At 67.0% G+C, this 13503-nt stretch carries 16 protein-coding genes and 1 pseudogene; 9 read left to right on the top strand and 8 right to left on the bottom strand.

Annotated elements, in window-relative coordinates; all coding sequences use genetic code 11:
• Positions 1 to 221: 221 nt before the first annotated feature.
• A pseudogene (locus tag NG1_RS39075) lies at positions 222 to 536 on the top strand (CocE/NonD family hydrolase); the annotation flags it as partial.
• Positions 494 to 826 (top strand): alpha/beta fold hydrolase, encoded by a 333-nt coding sequence (locus tag NG1_RS39070; protein WP_062974465.1) that lies wholly within the window; start codon positions 494 to 496, stop codon positions 824 to 826. The pseudogene NG1_RS39075 and the gene NG1_RS39070, both read left to right, overlap by 43 nt.
• Positions 827 to 858: 32 nt before the next feature.
• On the opposite strand, the gene NG1_RS24265 is transcribed toward NG1_RS39070, so the two are convergent.
• The gene (locus NG1_RS24265) at positions 859 to 1077 is read right to left on the bottom strand and encodes a hypothetical protein (protein ID WP_157114199.1); all 219 of its coding nucleotides are present in this window, start codon (positions 1075 to 1077) and stop codon (positions 859 to 861) included.
• A 90-nt stretch (positions 1078 to 1167) separates the two neighbouring features.
• Here NG1_RS24265 and NG1_RS24260 point away from each other — a divergent pair, with 90 nt between their 5' ends.
• A complete protein-coding gene (locus tag NG1_RS24260; protein WP_062974461.1) occupies positions 1168 to 1770 on the top strand; it encodes a Rossmann-fold NAD(P)-binding domain-containing protein in 603 nt (200 codons plus the stop codon).
• A 108-nt stretch (positions 1771 to 1878) separates the two neighbouring features.
• On the opposite strand, the gene NG1_RS24255 is transcribed toward NG1_RS24260, so the two are convergent.
• Together NG1_RS24255 and NG1_RS24250 are read right to left on the bottom strand one after the other, a co-directional pair.
• Entirely contained in the window at positions 1879 to 2448 is a 570-nt protein-coding gene (locus NG1_RS24255) for a hemerythrin domain-containing protein (protein WP_062974459.1), read from the bottom strand.
• Between the two features lie 208 nt (positions 2449 to 2656).
• Positions 2657 to 3589 (bottom strand): LysR family transcriptional regulator, encoded by a 933-nt coding sequence (locus NG1_RS24250; RefSeq protein ID WP_084499151.1) that lies wholly within the window; start codon positions 3587 to 3589, stop codon positions 2657 to 2659.
• Between the two features lie 117 nt (positions 3590 to 3706).
• Here NG1_RS24250 and NG1_RS24245 point away from each other — a divergent pair, with 117 nt between their 5' ends.
• Together NG1_RS24245 and NG1_RS24240 are read left to right on the top strand one after the other, a co-directional pair.
• Positions 3707 to 4396, top strand: a complete 690-nt coding sequence (locus tag NG1_RS24245; RefSeq protein ID WP_063910421.1) for an SDR family NAD(P)-dependent oxidoreductase — start codon at positions 3707 to 3709, stop codon at positions 4394 to 4396.
• Positions 4397 to 4624: 228 nt separating this feature from the next.
• Positions 4625 to 5929: a cytochrome P450 gene (locus tag NG1_RS24240; protein WP_062974455.1), complete on the top strand. Its 1305-nt coding sequence runs from the start codon at positions 4625 to 4627 to the stop codon at positions 5927 to 5929.
• A 91-nt stretch (positions 5930 to 6020) separates the two neighbouring features.
• Here NG1_RS24240 and NG1_RS24235 read toward each other — a convergent pair whose 3' ends face one another.
• Positions 6021 to 7250, bottom strand: coding sequence for an alpha/beta fold hydrolase (locus NG1_RS24235; RefSeq protein WP_062974453.1), 1230 nt, complete (start codon positions 7248 to 7250; stop codon positions 6021 to 6023).
• Between the two features lie 136 nt (positions 7251 to 7386).
• Between NG1_RS24235 and NG1_RS24230 the strand changes: the two genes are divergently transcribed.
• On the top strand, positions 7387 to 7992 hold the full coding sequence (locus NG1_RS24230; protein WP_062974451.1) for a TetR/AcrR family transcriptional regulator: 606 nt from the start codon (positions 7387 to 7389) through the stop codon (positions 7990 to 7992).
• Between the two features lie 423 nt (positions 7993 to 8415).
• Positions 8416 to 9795: a DEAD/DEAH box helicase gene (locus NG1_RS24225; RefSeq protein ID WP_062974449.1), complete on the top strand. Its 1380-nt coding sequence runs from the start codon at positions 8416 to 8418 to the stop codon at positions 9793 to 9795.
• A 206-nt stretch (positions 9796 to 10001) separates the two neighbouring features.
• Here the strand turns inward: NG1_RS24225 and NG1_RS36910 are convergent, their stop codons facing one another.
• Both NG1_RS36910 and NG1_RS24220 read right to left on the bottom strand, forming a co-directional pair.
• Positions 10002 to 10142 carry a hypothetical protein gene (locus NG1_RS36910; protein ID WP_157114198.1) on the bottom strand — a complete coding sequence of 47 codons (141 nt, stop codon included), beginning with the start codon at positions 10140 to 10142 and terminating at the stop codon, positions 10002 to 10004.
• Positions 10139 to 10708 carry a MarR family winged helix-turn-helix transcriptional regulator gene (locus tag NG1_RS24220; RefSeq protein WP_063910418.1) on the bottom strand — a complete coding sequence of 190 codons (570 nt, stop codon included), beginning with the start codon at positions 10706 to 10708 and terminating at the stop codon, positions 10139 to 10141. The genes NG1_RS36910 and NG1_RS24220 overlap by 4 nt, the downstream gene beginning before the upstream one ends.
• A gap of 17 nt (positions 10709 to 10725) precedes the next feature.
• Here NG1_RS24220 and NG1_RS24215 point away from each other — a divergent pair, with 17 nt between their 5' ends.
• Positions 10726 to 11226, top strand: coding sequence for a carboxymuconolactone decarboxylase family protein (locus NG1_RS24215; RefSeq protein WP_245660024.1), 501 nt, complete (start codon positions 10726 to 10728; stop codon positions 11224 to 11226).
• Between the two features lie 62 nt (positions 11227 to 11288).
• On the opposite strand, the gene NG1_RS24210 is transcribed toward NG1_RS24215, so the two are convergent.
• Positions 11289 to 11669, bottom strand: a complete 381-nt coding sequence (locus NG1_RS24210) for a helix-turn-helix domain-containing protein (RefSeq protein ID WP_210750074.1) — start codon at positions 11667 to 11669, stop codon at positions 11289 to 11291.
• A gap of 123 nt (positions 11670 to 11792) precedes the next feature.
• Here NG1_RS24210 and NG1_RS24205 point away from each other — a divergent pair, with 123 nt between their 5' ends.
• On the top strand, positions 11793 to 12899 hold the full coding sequence (locus NG1_RS24205; protein WP_369691023.1) for a DUF6492 family protein: 1107 nt from the start codon (positions 11793 to 11795) through the stop codon (positions 12897 to 12899).
• Between the two features lie 106 nt (positions 12900 to 13005).
• Here NG1_RS24205 and NG1_RS24200 read toward each other — a convergent pair whose 3' ends face one another.
• Positions 13006 to 13488 carry a MarR family winged helix-turn-helix transcriptional regulator gene (locus NG1_RS24200; RefSeq protein WP_062974437.1) on the bottom strand — a complete coding sequence of 161 codons (483 nt, stop codon included), beginning with the start codon at positions 13486 to 13488 and terminating at the stop codon, positions 13006 to 13008.
• Positions 13489 to 13503: the final 15 nt, after the last annotated feature.

Here is a 13503-nt window from a genome sequence, read left to right as displayed (position 1 = left end):
CGGCCGTGTACGTGTCGAAACTCCGCTCACAGCGGTCCGGGCCCGACGCCGGATATTGAGTCTCACCTATCGCGACACCCCGCGAAAATCCGATACAGCGCCCCGCAGATCACCGGAAGCAGCCGAGACTCTCCCTCCGAAGCGCTGGAGATTCACCACGCGCAAACAGACCTGCACGACCATAGGTCGCCGGCCGCAGCCGAGCGTGCGCGGGATTTCAGGTGGTGGTGCAGGACGGCCGCTCGGCCGAGGATGTGTTGCCGCTGAGCACCGAGCGTGCCGACGGGTTGGCAACAATCGAGTGGCTTCGAGATCAGGTGTGGTTCGACGGACGGTTGGCGTTGCATGGAATGAGCGCGATAGGGTTCGCACACTGGGCCATTGCGGCCGACATCCCCGAATTGCGGGCTGTTTCAGTTCATGTCGCATCCTCATCGGTGGCCGACACGATCTTCACCGGCGGTTCGACTGCGCTGGAGTCCGTGCTGATCTGGTGCTCGAATCACAGCTTCATCACCGCGCTGCGGGCGCCCCGTCGGGCGCGCCGGGCGATCGCGTCGGGCCGCCCGGCCGCGGAGTTGGATGTGCTGACTGGCGGTCGAAGCCCACCACCACCACCAACGTCGTCAGCAGCCTGCCCGCCCTTCGGCTGCCCACCCTCATCTTGGGCGCTGAAAACGACGAGCAAGAACCTGCCGCCAACTCCAGCATGCTACACAGCTACATCAACGGTTCGGAATTGCTGATCTACCGCGGGCTCGGTCACGCGTTCCCCTTCGAAGCACCAGAGCGCGTCGCGGAAGACATCGCCCGATTTGCTCGGTAGCAGCCCCACCAGCGGCGGCATGAGCACCGGGCTCACAGCGCAGTGCCGCATGACGCCGCCCTCCGGATGTAGCCCGGCCCGGCTCCGCGAAGGTGCCGCCGTGCCCACCCCGCCGTGACGGCGGCCTGCTCGAGAACCGTGGCGTCGTCCCGCAACTGATGCGGGCGGACGCCCTCGAGCAGGCCGCCACCCTGTACGCCGAGGCGTCCCGCGCCGCCACCGTTGCGCCTGAGCGCGACCACCTCCCCCACGCGGCAGTCGCTGCGTTCCTGAACCCGGTCGCGGCAGAGCCACATTCGACCTGGCAGTCCCTGACGAGACGCTGCGCTGTCGATGCGGGGATGCATCGACTCCCTCGCCCGCCGCCGGATCGAACCGAGCGAACACCCGAGTACGCCGGGCAGATCGTGTTCTACGGCCGTACCGAGCGTGCCCAAGCGTTGCGCACCAAGAGCACGGTGCTGCATTTCGACGGCCGGATCGATGCGGACGGCCGCCCGGCGGGCGCGTTCGGCCACTTCTGGGACGAAGGACTTTCCGTTTGGTTCGCCAGAGTCACCCGCCCGCCTCTTCCCGTCGAGAACATCGGCTTCCATCCGGTAGCGGAGTGGGCGGAACTCATTCGAACGGTCGCCCCGGGCGTCTCCGACGTGGTAGATCTTCTGTTGGCCGAGACCGAGACCGTGCATGTCTCCAATGCGCGCAACGTCCCCTTCGCGGCCGCCGCTGCTCCACGGCTTCCGGTGATCCTGTGCGGCGACGCCGATCACGCCATCACACCCGCTGAAGGAGTCGGGGCGCGGGACGCGATCGAGGACGCGGCAGCCATCTTTCGCGCGCTGTCCACCGGCTCCTCCCCCGCGGACGCGATGGCGGCCCGGCGGCGCCAGATCGCCGCCGATCGGCAACGGGTCGTTCCGCCCTATCGCCGCACCGAGAACTAGACATCCTCGCCGCTCGAGTACGCGTTCTGCGGCGGATTCACACCCTTTCGGCTGGGGTACGGCGCTGGATGCGCGGCCGCCACGACTGCCGCGGCCGGTCTGCCGAGGTCAGTTCCGCTTCAGAGTGCCGACATTCAGCGACCCGCTCGCAGCTGTCGGCAGCTTCCTCTCCGCCGCCCGGACATAGCTGACGGGATCTTTGTCGACGGGCTCGACGCCTGCGTAGTTCCGCGCCTCGTAAGCGGCGAAGGCGACGGCCAACCGATGGCGGCTCGACAATCCGGCCAGCCTGCGGAAGTCGGTGAGTCCCTCGCGTTCTTCCTCGGCCATGTGATCGCTGTTGGCCGAGTTCGCTGCCGCGACGGCCGCGTACCAGTCCGCGGTGCCGGCCTGATGACGCGCCACTTCGGCGATCGCGTCCCTGATCTCGTTGTGGTCGCCGATAGCGTCGAGTGTCTCGTCTTCCACCCCGCCCGCGCGCCGGGCCGCGATGCCCGCCTGGAGCAGTGCGGGGTAGAAGATCTCCTCCTCCGCCTGCGCGTGCAGTTCGAGGAAGGCCGCCAGCCTGCTCCAGACCGCGGAGAGCGCGTCGGTCTCCGCGGGGTCGATCTGCTCCAGGATCGCGAACAGCCGCCGCTGCTCATGGTGGTCATCGAGAATCAGCTCGGTAATGTCCACAATTCCTCCCTGATACGTACTTCAGGTCAGTACTGAACGCCTGGGCAGACCGACGCTCGAGGCGGATTGCGTGTCCCTCAGGGAGCCTGACGATAATCCATCGGGGAGCCGTGACGCCGCTGACGCACCGCGCGCTGTCGCCGTTCGTCCGCGCCCACATCGGCATCGACGGGCATTACAGCTTCCACCTGCCCGACCTCGGCGGAACTCATCGGCCGTTGCGTGACCCCGAAGCACCCGAAGAGGGAAGCCGACCGAGGATTTCGGGTGGGCCGATCGTGTCGATGGCTGCCGTTGCGTGCCCGCACGCTTCCGATGTGCGTCGCGCAGCCGCGGCGTTCGCGGCTGCGCGGGTGAGGGCCGCTACCGACTGGGACGTGCTGTGTGCGGGCCAGGCGAGCAGGAGAACGCTCGGCGGGACATCCGTCATCGCCACGGTGGTCAGGTCCTCGCGCAGCGGCGTGGTCAGCGACTCGGGCAGCACGGCGACGGTGCGCCGCAGGGCGATCAGGTGCATCAATTCGCTGATGCTGCGTATGGCGTTGACGTCCGTGGGGTACTTGTGCAGGTTTTCGCCCGCGAGGTCGGCCATGCAGAGGTCGGCCCGGTGTGCGAGTGGGTGGGATATAGGCAGCACGGCGACCGGTGGATCGCTCAGCAGCGTTTCGGTGTCCAGTCCGCGCACGTCGTCGGGTGGCGTGTACAAAAGCGCCGCATCGGCTTTCCCCGCGAGCAGCATGCCGGTGCGGTCGCCGCTGAAGACCACTTCGACCGGCGGCACGTCCGGTTCGCGTTCGTAGGCGGCGAGGATGGCCGGGAGAAGCCCCGCGTCGCCGCCGGGCTTCACGGCCAGGATCAGACGCGGATCTCGGGTGCCGGCTCGCTGCGTCCGTGCGGTGGCGGCCGATACCGCGTCCAACACCGTGCGTGCCTCGCGTGCGAGCACCCGACCGGCCGCGGTCAACTCGACCACGCGGCTGGTCCGTTCGAACAGGCTCACGCCCAGGCGGCGTTCCAGTCGCTGGATCGTCTTCGACAGCGCGGGTTGCGCGATACCCAGCCGGCCGGCGGCACGCCCGAAGTGCAACTCGTCGGCCGCTGCCAGGAAGTACGCCAGTTCCCGCGTCTCCAACCGATCCATTCCCTCATGTTATCGATCGCGGCGCGGTCGGTCTTGGACTCGCCCTACCTGGCGGTGATCGGATGGACTCGTCCCCGCTGGGGATCGGAACGAAAACGAATACAGGGAGGTATCACCATGCCCACCATCGCTCTTGTCGCGGCCGGAACGCGCCTTGGTCTGTCGCTCGGCAAGGTTTTCGGCGGCCACGGCTTCGATGTCGCCTTGATCGCCCGTTCGGAGGAGCGACTCGGTGCCCTCACCGACAGACTGACCGACGAGGGTGTCGAAGCGGCCGGATTTCCCGCCGATGTCACAGATCGGTCCGCGTTGGCCGCCGCCCTGGACAGTGCTGGGGCGCGGTTCGGCGGAATCGACGTGTTGCAGTACTCCGCGCCCTACGTGCGGGCCGACGATGGCGACAGCTGGATGACCGGAGTGCTGGACGTGACCGTGGAGAACCTGCGGCCGCAGATCGAAGGCACCTGCTACGGCGCGATCACCGCGACCCGCGCGGTCCTACCCGCGATGATCGCGACCGGCGCCGGCACCTTGCTGTTCACCACGGGCGCCAGCGCGGTCTCGCCGACGCCGTCGGCCGGCGCCGCGGGCGCGGCGGGCGCCGCCCTGCACAACTGGGCACTCAAATTGAACAACGCCTTGGCCGACAAAGGAATTTACGTCGGCTATGTCGCCCTCGGCGCGTGGATCGAGGGCACGCCGGGCACTCCCGAGGACGCGTCACCAATCGAACCGGACGACATCGCTCGACTCCATTGGGACATGCACGCCACCCGCAATCCCGCCGAACGCCTCATCACCGCCTGATACGGACAAACGGCATGCGCGCCGTCCCACGTGGGCAGCGTCGCCCCCCAGGCCGATGCCCTTCATGGTGACAACCCGTTGATCGAGGACAAACAGCGCGGCCCGCCGTGGTCGGCGACCCACGTCGCCTACCACGGCATTTCTCGAGATGTCACTCCATCGGATGCCGCGAGACCTGTGATATTCGTTACGCCCAAGGGATGCGACGGTTCGACGACGGAGGGCTCGATGAATCCGCATTACGCGTATCGGTGGGTCAACAATCACGGGCTGATCCGCCTGTTCACAACGTTACTGCTCCGTCGTGATGATCTGTTCGCTCGGTTGATCGGTACCGCGGAGGGGATCGAGAATCCGTACGTTCTGATCGAGGAAATGCGCGGAGAGGGTGGATTGCACCGCGCCCTTCCGGTGTGGATCACCTTCGATCACGATATGGTCCGGGAGATTCTGCGCGACAACCGTTTCAGTGTCGGTATACCGACCGTGTTCGGTATACCGCAGCCCGTGCTGCGCGCGCTGGAGCGTCGGCCCCTCCCGCCGAATCCGGTGGATCCGCCGTCGATGCTGGTGCTCGACCGGGCCGAGCACGCCCGGATGCGCAAACCGGTCACCGCGGCCTTCACCCCGCGTGCCGTCGCCCGGCTGCGCGACAGGATCGAGTCGGTCACCGAGGAACTGCTCGCGGCGCTGCCCGACGACGGCCCCACCGATCTGGTGGCGCGGTACGCGGCACAGGTGCCCATCGCCATCATCTCCGAAATGCTCGGCTTCCCGGACTCCGATCGCGAGATGTTCCTGCGCTGGGGCGATGACATCAGTCCGTTGCTCGACCTCGGGATCTCCTGGCGAACGCACCAGCGGGCGATGGAATCCTCGGAGCGGGTGTACCGGTATCTCCTCGAGCACGTGGAGCGCCTCCGCGCCGAACCCGGCGACGACATCCTCAGCAGCCTGGTCGCCGCGGGCGATCTGTCCACCTACGAACTGTGCGCGTCGGCGACCCTGCTGATGGCCGCGGGCTTCGAGACCACGGTCAACCTGATCGGCAAGGGCATCATCTGGCTGCTGCGCCACCCCGATCAGGTGGACCGGTTACGCGCCGAGCCGCAACTGTGGCCCAACGCGGTGGAGGAGATCCTGCGCATCGATCCGCCGGTGCAAACCACCGCTCGCACCACCCGGACAGCGCTGGAGATCGGCGGTACCCGGTTGCGCGCGGGGTCGACCGTGGTGCTGTCGCTGGCCGGCGCGAACCGCGACCCCGCCGTGTTCACCGACCCTGCTCGTTTCGACATCACCCGGGACAACGCCAAGAATCATCTGTCCTTCAGCACCGGTACCCATGTGTGCCTGGGCGCGGCTCTGGCTCGTATGGAAGCGGCGCACGCTCTGCGCGCACTGTTCGAGGCGTTTCCGAACCTGCGATCGACCGATCCGCCCACCCGACGGCCGTTGTTCACCCTGCACGGTTACGAGCACCTTCCCGCGCACACCGGTCCGCGCGTCCACAGCCACCAGTCCATCGGCTGACCGGCACCTTCGGCGTGTGTTCGCCGGACGTGCGGGACAGCAACATCTCTTTCCGGCCTCCGTCACTGCGGACACGAGTAGCCGGTCGGGTTCACTCGGCATCCGCTCGAGCGAGCGCATCGTCGGCGAGCGCTACCGCCGCCTCGTCCGGCGCGTAAGTGGCCAGCGCGGTGAGGAGATCACGGATATCGCTGCGAATCGACGGAGGCGGCTGGGCGTGGCGGGCGATGTCGAGTTCGTTGACTATGGTCAGGACGGCGAAATCGCGGAGTTCGGTTCCTTCGATCGTCTTCGATCCACCGGTGAATCTATCGATCACGGGCAAGGGCCGTCGGCCGAGTTCGCGGTAGGTGCGCCTGCGATCGCATGCGCCGTAGAGGTACACCAGCGCCGCCGCGTCAGGGCCGATGACGTGGCGCAGCTGTTGGTCATCCATGGTCGGCAGCAGGGCGTGCCGGAACCCGTCGGTGCCGTATGACGCGTGACAGATCGACGCCAGCCGGGTTCGTGGCGCGGCGTTCCATTCGACGGTGAGCGCGTGCACCCGGCGAAGGTGCTCGAACAGGGTCCCTCCTGGGTGACCGATCCGTTCGGCGCCGAGCGTGCGCTGCAGCTCGAACGCGCGACGAACGACGTCGTCGGTACCGAGCCACTTGGTGGCGTGCGCCGAAACGATGCGGGCGAGTTCCCCGGGGGCGTCGCGAGCGACGAGATGCCCGGCGTCCGGTACGCGGGTAACGGTGACGCGCCGGTTGGCCGTGCGTAGCCGGTCCACGTCGGCGTCGCCGAGCGGAGACCGTGGTCCTCCCCGCACGAGCAGGATGGGCAGGTCCGATGCCGCCACGATCGCGTGGAGCTCGGAGCGGGACGCGAGAATGTCATCGGCGAGCTGGCTGTTGCGTGCGAGGAGCCCGTGGTCGTCGAGCCAGCGGCGGGCCCGATCCGCATCGAGGTCAGGAACGACGTCCACGAGCACGAGGCCGGCGACGCGCTGCGCGACGGACCGCTCCGCGAGGGCGGTGACGGCGGCAAACCCGCCGAGGGAGGCGCCCACCACGACGATCGGCGCCGGTTCGCGAGCCACCATCTCGATCACGTCGTCGGCGATCGCCCGCAATGTGGTCGCCCGTCCGGAACTCTCGCCGTGCCCGCGCAGATCGAAGGCCACCGTCCGCAGTCCGCACTCGGTCATCCCCTCCGTGACCGGTGCCCAGACCTCGCGCCGCTCTTCCCCCGCGTGAAGCAACAGGACCGTGGGCCCCGTGCCGGTCACCGTGGCTCGAAGGGTGACGTCGTGCAACGTGAGGCTCATCTCTGCCATCGCTGATCCACCTCCGTGCCGAATTTCCCTCTCAGCTCTCTGATTTCGAACATCGACATGCCCCTCCCGATCTACCTTGAGCCGTCTAGGTAACGGTACGCAGAGAAACCTTGGTAAGTCAAGGTAAGATTCGACGGTGACCAACCCGAGAACGCGCAGACCACCGGACGAAGCCCGTCGGCTGATCCTCGACGCCGCGGCTTCGCTGCTGGCCGAGGGAGGCGTCGCCGCTGTACAGGTGCGCGCGGTGGCAGCGCTGGTCGGCATGACAGACGCCGGCGTCACGCATCACTTCGGCAATCGCGAGAAGCTGCTCGCCGAACTCCTTCGTCACGGTGGACGCCGGCTTCGAGCCGCGCTCCAAGACGTCGTCGCCGCATGGCTGGAGCACGGCACCGATCTTTTCGACCTCATCGAGTCCCTCGAGACCGTGTACCGGGGTGGCTATGGCGAACTCGCGGTGGCGCTGCACGCGGCGGGATGGCGCGACCGTGGCGCCGGCATGCTCGACCCGGTCGTCGACGCTCTGCATCGGAGTCGGCCCCCCGGAAGTCCTATCGACGAGACACGACTCGCGGTCGCGGCCCTTCACCAGGCGATGGCAACCGAGCCCCTTTACGGCAGCGACTTCCGGCGCAGCGCCGGCATCACCGGCGCCGCAGCACGAGACTCGACCGCTCAGCTGCGCTGGTGGGCAAGCCAGCTTCAACGCGCGCTCGACATCGAACCGGCGCGCCGTTGACTCGAGCGGCGGTCAGCACCCCTCGGTATCAGCAGTGCACTCCGAGTTCTGCCGGAAGCCTTGTGGAGGAAGATCTGCTCGCACCCGGCCACGGTGAGCGCGTCATTGCGGGGCCTCGGCATGCTGATCGCGGGTGGAGATCTCGACCACGAGTCTGGCGGCTCAACCGTGGCAAGAAGCGAGAAACCTCACCCGATGAGTACGAACTGCCCATCACAGGCTATTGTTGATCAAGTGCGTGACCTGTCACGCCAAGCGTCGTAGATCGCATTCGCTTCGCAAGTAGCGCTTGCCGCATCCGCTCTTCTTACGGCGATCGATTTTGCCCATCGGCAATCTCGCCATTTCGTGCCCCCGGCGCGGACCGGAAGGTCCACAGACGGCTCGGGCACCACCTGATGTCCGAAAGGCACCGCAACATCCATGAGTTCTGCTGACATCTCTTTCGCCGCGCTCGGCGTGAGCGCACCGCTGGTGAAGGCGTTGACCCGCGCCGGGATCACCGAACCTTTTCCGATCCAGACCGAGACCCTGCCCCATTCGCTGGCCGGACGCGACGTGCTGGGCCGTGGCCGGACCGGCAGCGGCAAGACGCTCGCCTTCGCCATCCCGATGGTCAACCGTCTCGGCGGCGGTCTCGCCGGTAGGCGCGCACCGAGCCGCCCGACCGGCCTGGTGCTCGCGCCGACTCGGGAATTGGCCACCCAGATCACGGCCGCGCTGGAACCCCTCGCCGCGGCCTATCGCATGACGGTCACCACGATTTTCGGTGGGGTCCCGCAGAACCGGCAGGTCCGGGCGCTGCGCGCCGGTGTCGACATTGTCGTCGCCTGCCCCGGCCGGCTCGAGGATCTGATGAACCAACGTCTGATCTCCCTGGATGCCGTCGAGGTCACCGTGGTCGACGAGGCCGACCACATGGCCGACCTCGGGTTCCTGCCAGGCGTGACCCGCATTCTCGCGGCCACCCCGAATGACGGTCAGCGCCTGCTGTTCTCGGCCACCCTGGATAACGGCGTCAACAAGCTGGTCAGCCGGTTCCTGCCGGATGCCGAGCTGCATTCCGTCGATGAGGCGAACTCCCCGGTCGCCGCCATGACCCATCACGTTTTCGAAACCGCGAGCGTCGAAGCCAAGCGCGAGGTCATACACCGGCTCGCCTCGGGCTCGGGGCGGCGGATCCTCTTCATGCGCACCAAACATCAGGCTCGCAAACTGGCCAAGCAGCTGACCCTCGCCGGGATTCCGGCCGTCGATCTGCACGGCAACCTCTCGCAGGGCGCCCGCGACCGCAACCTCGCGGTCTTCGCCGCCGGTGAGGCCCTGGTGCTGGTGGCGACCGATGTGGCCGCGCGCGGCGTGCACGTCGACGGTGTCGAGCTGGTCGTGCACGTCGATCCGCCCGCCGAACACAAGGCGTACCTGCACCGCTCGGGCCGTACCGCGCGGGCCGGCAACGCCGGTGAAGTGATCACCCTGGTGCTGCCCGGCGAACGACGCGACCTGGCCGACCTCATGCGCAAGGCGAAGATCACTGTGACCCCGCAACGGGTCACCGCGGATTCGCCCGTGGTGGCCGAACTCGTCGGCGCGGTTGCCCCATTCGTCGCGCCCTCCTACAGCGAGCGGGCGGCACGTGAAGACGACCGCCGCAGTAGCAGCGGACCGTACCGTAGCAGTGGCGGACCGCGCCGGGGCAGCGGCGGACCGCGTCAGGTCAGCGGCCGTCGCAACGGCAGTGCGGCGCAAGGTCGGTCGCGCGCCAAGCCGCGCGGTCACTCCGCGCGCGGAACGGCCGCATAGGCCCGTTTTTCGGTCGCTCCCCGGACAAGCCCATGCCGAGATCGCCGCGTCGCTGAGCATCGCTGGCGAACTGCGGGGCGCCGAATGCTGGTGAACGTGGCTGATGACGCCGGTACTGACGGGCAACCCATCGAGCGCGAGACAGTCGCGCGGTCATTGGCGACTGCGCGATCCGGACGCCGCAGACGACTGAAACCCGCTGCGGCTCACCGTTTGTCCCCAGTCGCCGGTTCGGGCAGGTCGATTCCGAGTGCGTCGAGGAAGTCTTCGACGGTGCCGCCCGGTGGTGCGTCGCCGCCGATGGTCGGTCCCTGGTGCAGTAGGTCCCCTTTCCCGGCCCACGTCACCTATTTTCCGTCACCACGTTGTCGACCGGGCAGTTGCCCTCGCTACGGCCGCACGCGGCGAAGTCGCAGAGGCGACACAGCCAAGGCTGCGGACGGTCGTTGGTGCGGGCGGAGCGTTCCTCGGCTCTGGCATGGGTCACCGTGGTCAACATCGTGTCCAGCACCGCCGCAAGATTGTCGATCTCGTCCGGGGACAACGCGGACAGTGCGCTTGCCAGTGACTTCTCGCGCGCTCGAAGTATCCGTTCGGCCGTGCTCCGGCCATATTGGGTCAAAACAAGGGAGACAGCCCGTCCGTCCTGTGCTGCGACGCGCTCGACGAGGCCTTCGACGACGAGGCGGTCGACGAGGCGGACGGTGCCCGAGTGAGTCAGGCCGAGCACTGAGCTCAGCTGCGTGACCGATCCGCCGTCGAGGAACTCGTGCATCGCGGCGAGGGCGGCCGGGGCCGACGGGCCGAGCGTCGCGATCGCTTCGACGGCGGTGTTCATCCGGTCGGCGACTGCGAGGCTCAAGGCGCCGAGGACGTTGGCGGCGTGCTGGCTGCTTGACGGGGTTCGGGGCATGGTCCTAGTTTATATGTATGAGTCATACACAGTCCACCACCGGGCGCGGCGAGTCGACGGCGGAACCCATGGAAGCACGGATGAAGAGCGTGGCGAGTCTCGACTTGATCACAGGGATCGAGCATCTCCACAAGGCGATTCACGCCGGTGGCGTCGACCCGCTCGTGCTCGAGCTGGTCCATCTGCGAGCCAGCCAGATCAACGGCTGCAGCCCGTGTGTGTTCGCCGGTGTCCAGTCGGCGAAGAAGCATGGCGAGACCGACGAGCGGCTGCACAGCGTGGTCACCTGGCGCGAGACCCCGTTCTTCACCGAGGAGGAGCGGGCAGCGCTTGCGCTGACCGAGGCCGCCACCCGGATCCAGGACGGCTCGCCGGGCGTGACCGATGAGATCTGGGACGCCGCTGCCACCCACTTCGACGAGAAGCAGATCTTCGCGATCATCCTGAACATCGCACTCACCAACTTCTTCAACCGGATCAACCACACGATCCGGGAGCAGGCCGGCAAAACCTGGTGAAGGCGGGCGGGCGTCATCTGCCCGGAGGCCACGGTGGTCGACGTGGCGAAGGACGTGATCGGTCAGCTCCACCGCCACTTCCGGCAGACCCGTTCGATGCGGCGATATCTCGAGCGACCCCAACCGATGACCAGCAGGGCAGATGACGATGAGCGGCGAACCAGTGGAACTCCCACCAGCAGTTCGACCAGATCGTTGGCGCTACGGACATTGCGTTCGGTCAATTCCTGGATGCGCTCGAGCCGATATTTCGCGGTGTTGTGATGGATGCGCAGTTCCTCGGCGGCCTCGCGCAGGTTCATATCGGCGGCGGCGAAGGCGCGGATGGGGGGCGGCGAGCACGCCGCCGTCCTCCGGTAGAAGTTCCAGCGCCACCTGGGCCTGTTGGGTAGGCCCGCGGGATGCCCGCCACCTCCGAGACCGCGTCGGCGGTCCGATCGCACTGTTCTCGGCCTTCCAGTACTTCGAAGATCGAACTGCTGTCGGCGTGAGCATGTTGCGACCAGGGCCGCAGCATCGTCATCGGAGCGGGCCCAGGCGCAGACAGTCATCACTGACTGCCAGCGATGAAAATGCTGACATTCCGGCGCTTTCCGAGCGCGAATCCTGGCTATGGTTACCAGTGCCGACCCAGCCTACGGAGTGTGATCGTGGCCACCGACACTGCGCGCCTACCGGCAATCGACGTCATGATCCCGGTAGCGACCAAGGACCTGCTCAGCCTCGACGCCTGTATCACCGGGCTGAGGGCACACTGTCGTAACCCGATCCGATCGGTGAATATCGTCGGGTCCGCGCGACTGTTCGCACAGGTGCGGACCGAGCACGTGGTGCACTGGATCGATGAGGAAGCGGTCTCGCCGACACCGGCCGAGATCGAGGCGACCCTGCGCAGATCGGGTGGGCATCACCGGAATTCGTCGTGGTATTTCCAGCAGCTGCTCAAACTGCACTGCTTCCGCATCCTGCCGAGCACAGGCCGGCACCTCCTGGTGCTCGATGCGGACTACGCGATCGTCGACGATGTCGTGTTCGTCGAAAACGATGGCAAATCCTGTCTGGCGTTCGGATACCCGCTGCAATGGCGCCTCGACACCCGTCGGCACGCGATCCCCGACCGCCACTCCGCGATCGCCGCCTCGACTCGGCTACTTGCCGAGTGGCGGCCGGTCGACCCCTACAGCGGGATGCAACATCACATGGTGTTCGACAGGCAGATACTCGCGGACCTGATGCGGCGAGTCGAGGATCAGCACGAGAGACCGTTCTGGGAGGCATTCCTGGCGACGATAGAGCACGAGAAGTGGACCGGTGCTTCGGAGTATGTGCTCTACCGCCACTTCGCTGCGAGATTCTTTGCGGGGCAGATCCGGTCGCGGCACCTCGACGCCATCGATATCATCCAGCCGGCCGAACAGGCCTTGTGGACCCTGGCGGACGCTGTCGCGAGCGTCCGCCGGTCGGGAGTCAAGGCGATCGGATGCCACAGTTTTCTCGACTACCGCAATCGAATCGCCACCATGGACTACATCCCCGATCAGTTACGCAGAAAACTGCAGGCGACCTCCGGGGCGCTGATGCTCGACCTCGACCAAGGTGTCCTTCACATCGCCCCCGCAACTCGATCCCTCAGCGGCGCCGAGCGTCTGGGTCGAATCGCAGGTCTCAGATGACGTACTTATGGTCGCCTCGTTGCGGGAGTATGTTTCCGGCTACCGGCGCTCCCCGGTCCGGCTGATGAAGACCTCGCCCGAGGACAAGCGGCGAACAGGCTGGTGGTCACCGGCGCGGAGGGACTGCTGGGCAGCGGTGATCTGCGGCCGGCGTAGGTGAGTCCGATCGGGTGACGAAAACCCGTTCCAGCAGTGCGTACAGACAGTCCCGGTCCTGGTCACCGAGCCTGTTCAGGCCGTCTTGGGTGGCGCGCATTTTCGCCCGGATCGTGTCGGTTACCCGCTCGCCATCGGGTGTGATGACGAGATTGGTGACGCGCCGGTCGGATTCGCTGGCCTCCCGTCGCACGAGGCCACGTTTCTCCAGCCGGTTGATGATCCCGGTCACGTTGGAGGCGTCGCAGGCCAAGGTCTCGGCCAAAGCGCGCATCGCGACGGGCCCCCGGCGCAGCACGGTCAGCGCCTTGCCCTGGCTCGCTGTCAGGTTCTCACTCGCCGCCGCGACGGTGAAGTCGCCGTAGTAGACGCCGAGCGACACCGAGAGCAGCTCCATCAGCTGGGCCGTGTCGACGCGGGGAGCTTCTGCCATGACAGCCAGCCTATC

The organism is Nocardia gamkensis NBRC 108242, from assembly GCF_001612985.1.
In the GTDB taxonomy this organism is placed as follows: domain Bacteria; phylum Actinomycetota; class Actinomycetes; order Mycobacteriales; family Mycobacteriaceae; genus Nocardia; species Nocardia gamkensis.
This window is presented reverse-complemented; position numbering and strand designations above follow the sequence as displayed.

Excerpts from the sequence above, each read along its gene's own strand:
- NG1_RS24250 (WP_084499151.1), bottom strand. The coding sequence starts at position 3,589 with ATGGATCGGTTGGAGACGCGGGAACTGGCGTACTTCCTGGCAGCGGCC.
- NG1_RS24200 (WP_062974437.1), bottom strand. The coding sequence starts at position 13,488 with ATGGCAGAAGCTCCCCGCGTCGACACGGCCCAGCTGATGGAGCTGCTC.
- NG1_RS24205 (WP_369691023.1), top strand. The coding sequence starts at position 11,793 with ATGAAAATGCTGACATTCCGGCGCTTTCCGAGCGCGAATCCTGGCTAT.
- NG1_RS24235 (WP_062974453.1), bottom strand. The coding sequence starts at position 7,250 with ATGGCAGAGATGAGCCTCACGTTGCACGACGTCACCCTTCGAGCCACG.
- NG1_RS24225 (WP_062974449.1), top strand. The coding sequence starts at position 8,416 with ATGAGTTCTGCTGACATCTCTTTCGCCGCGCTCGGCGTGAGCGCACCG.
- NG1_RS24245 (WP_063910421.1), top strand. The coding sequence starts at position 3,707 with ATGCCCACCATCGCTCTTGTCGCGGCCGGAACGCGCCTTGGTCTGTCG.
- NG1_RS24240 (WP_062974455.1), top strand. The coding sequence starts at position 4,625 with ATGAATCCGCATTACGCGTATCGGTGGGTCAACAATCACGGGCTGATC.
- NG1_RS24220 (WP_063910418.1), bottom strand. The coding sequence starts at position 10,708 with ATGCCCCGAACCCCGTCAAGCAGCCAGCACGCCGCCAACGTCCTCGGC.
- NG1_RS24215 (WP_245660024.1), top strand. The coding sequence starts at position 10,726 with ATGAGTCATACACAGTCCACCACCGGGCGCGGCGAGTCGACGGCGGAA.
- NG1_RS24260 (WP_062974461.1), top strand. The coding sequence starts at position 1,168 with ATGCATCGACTCCCTCGCCCGCCGCCGGATCGAACCGAGCGAACACCC.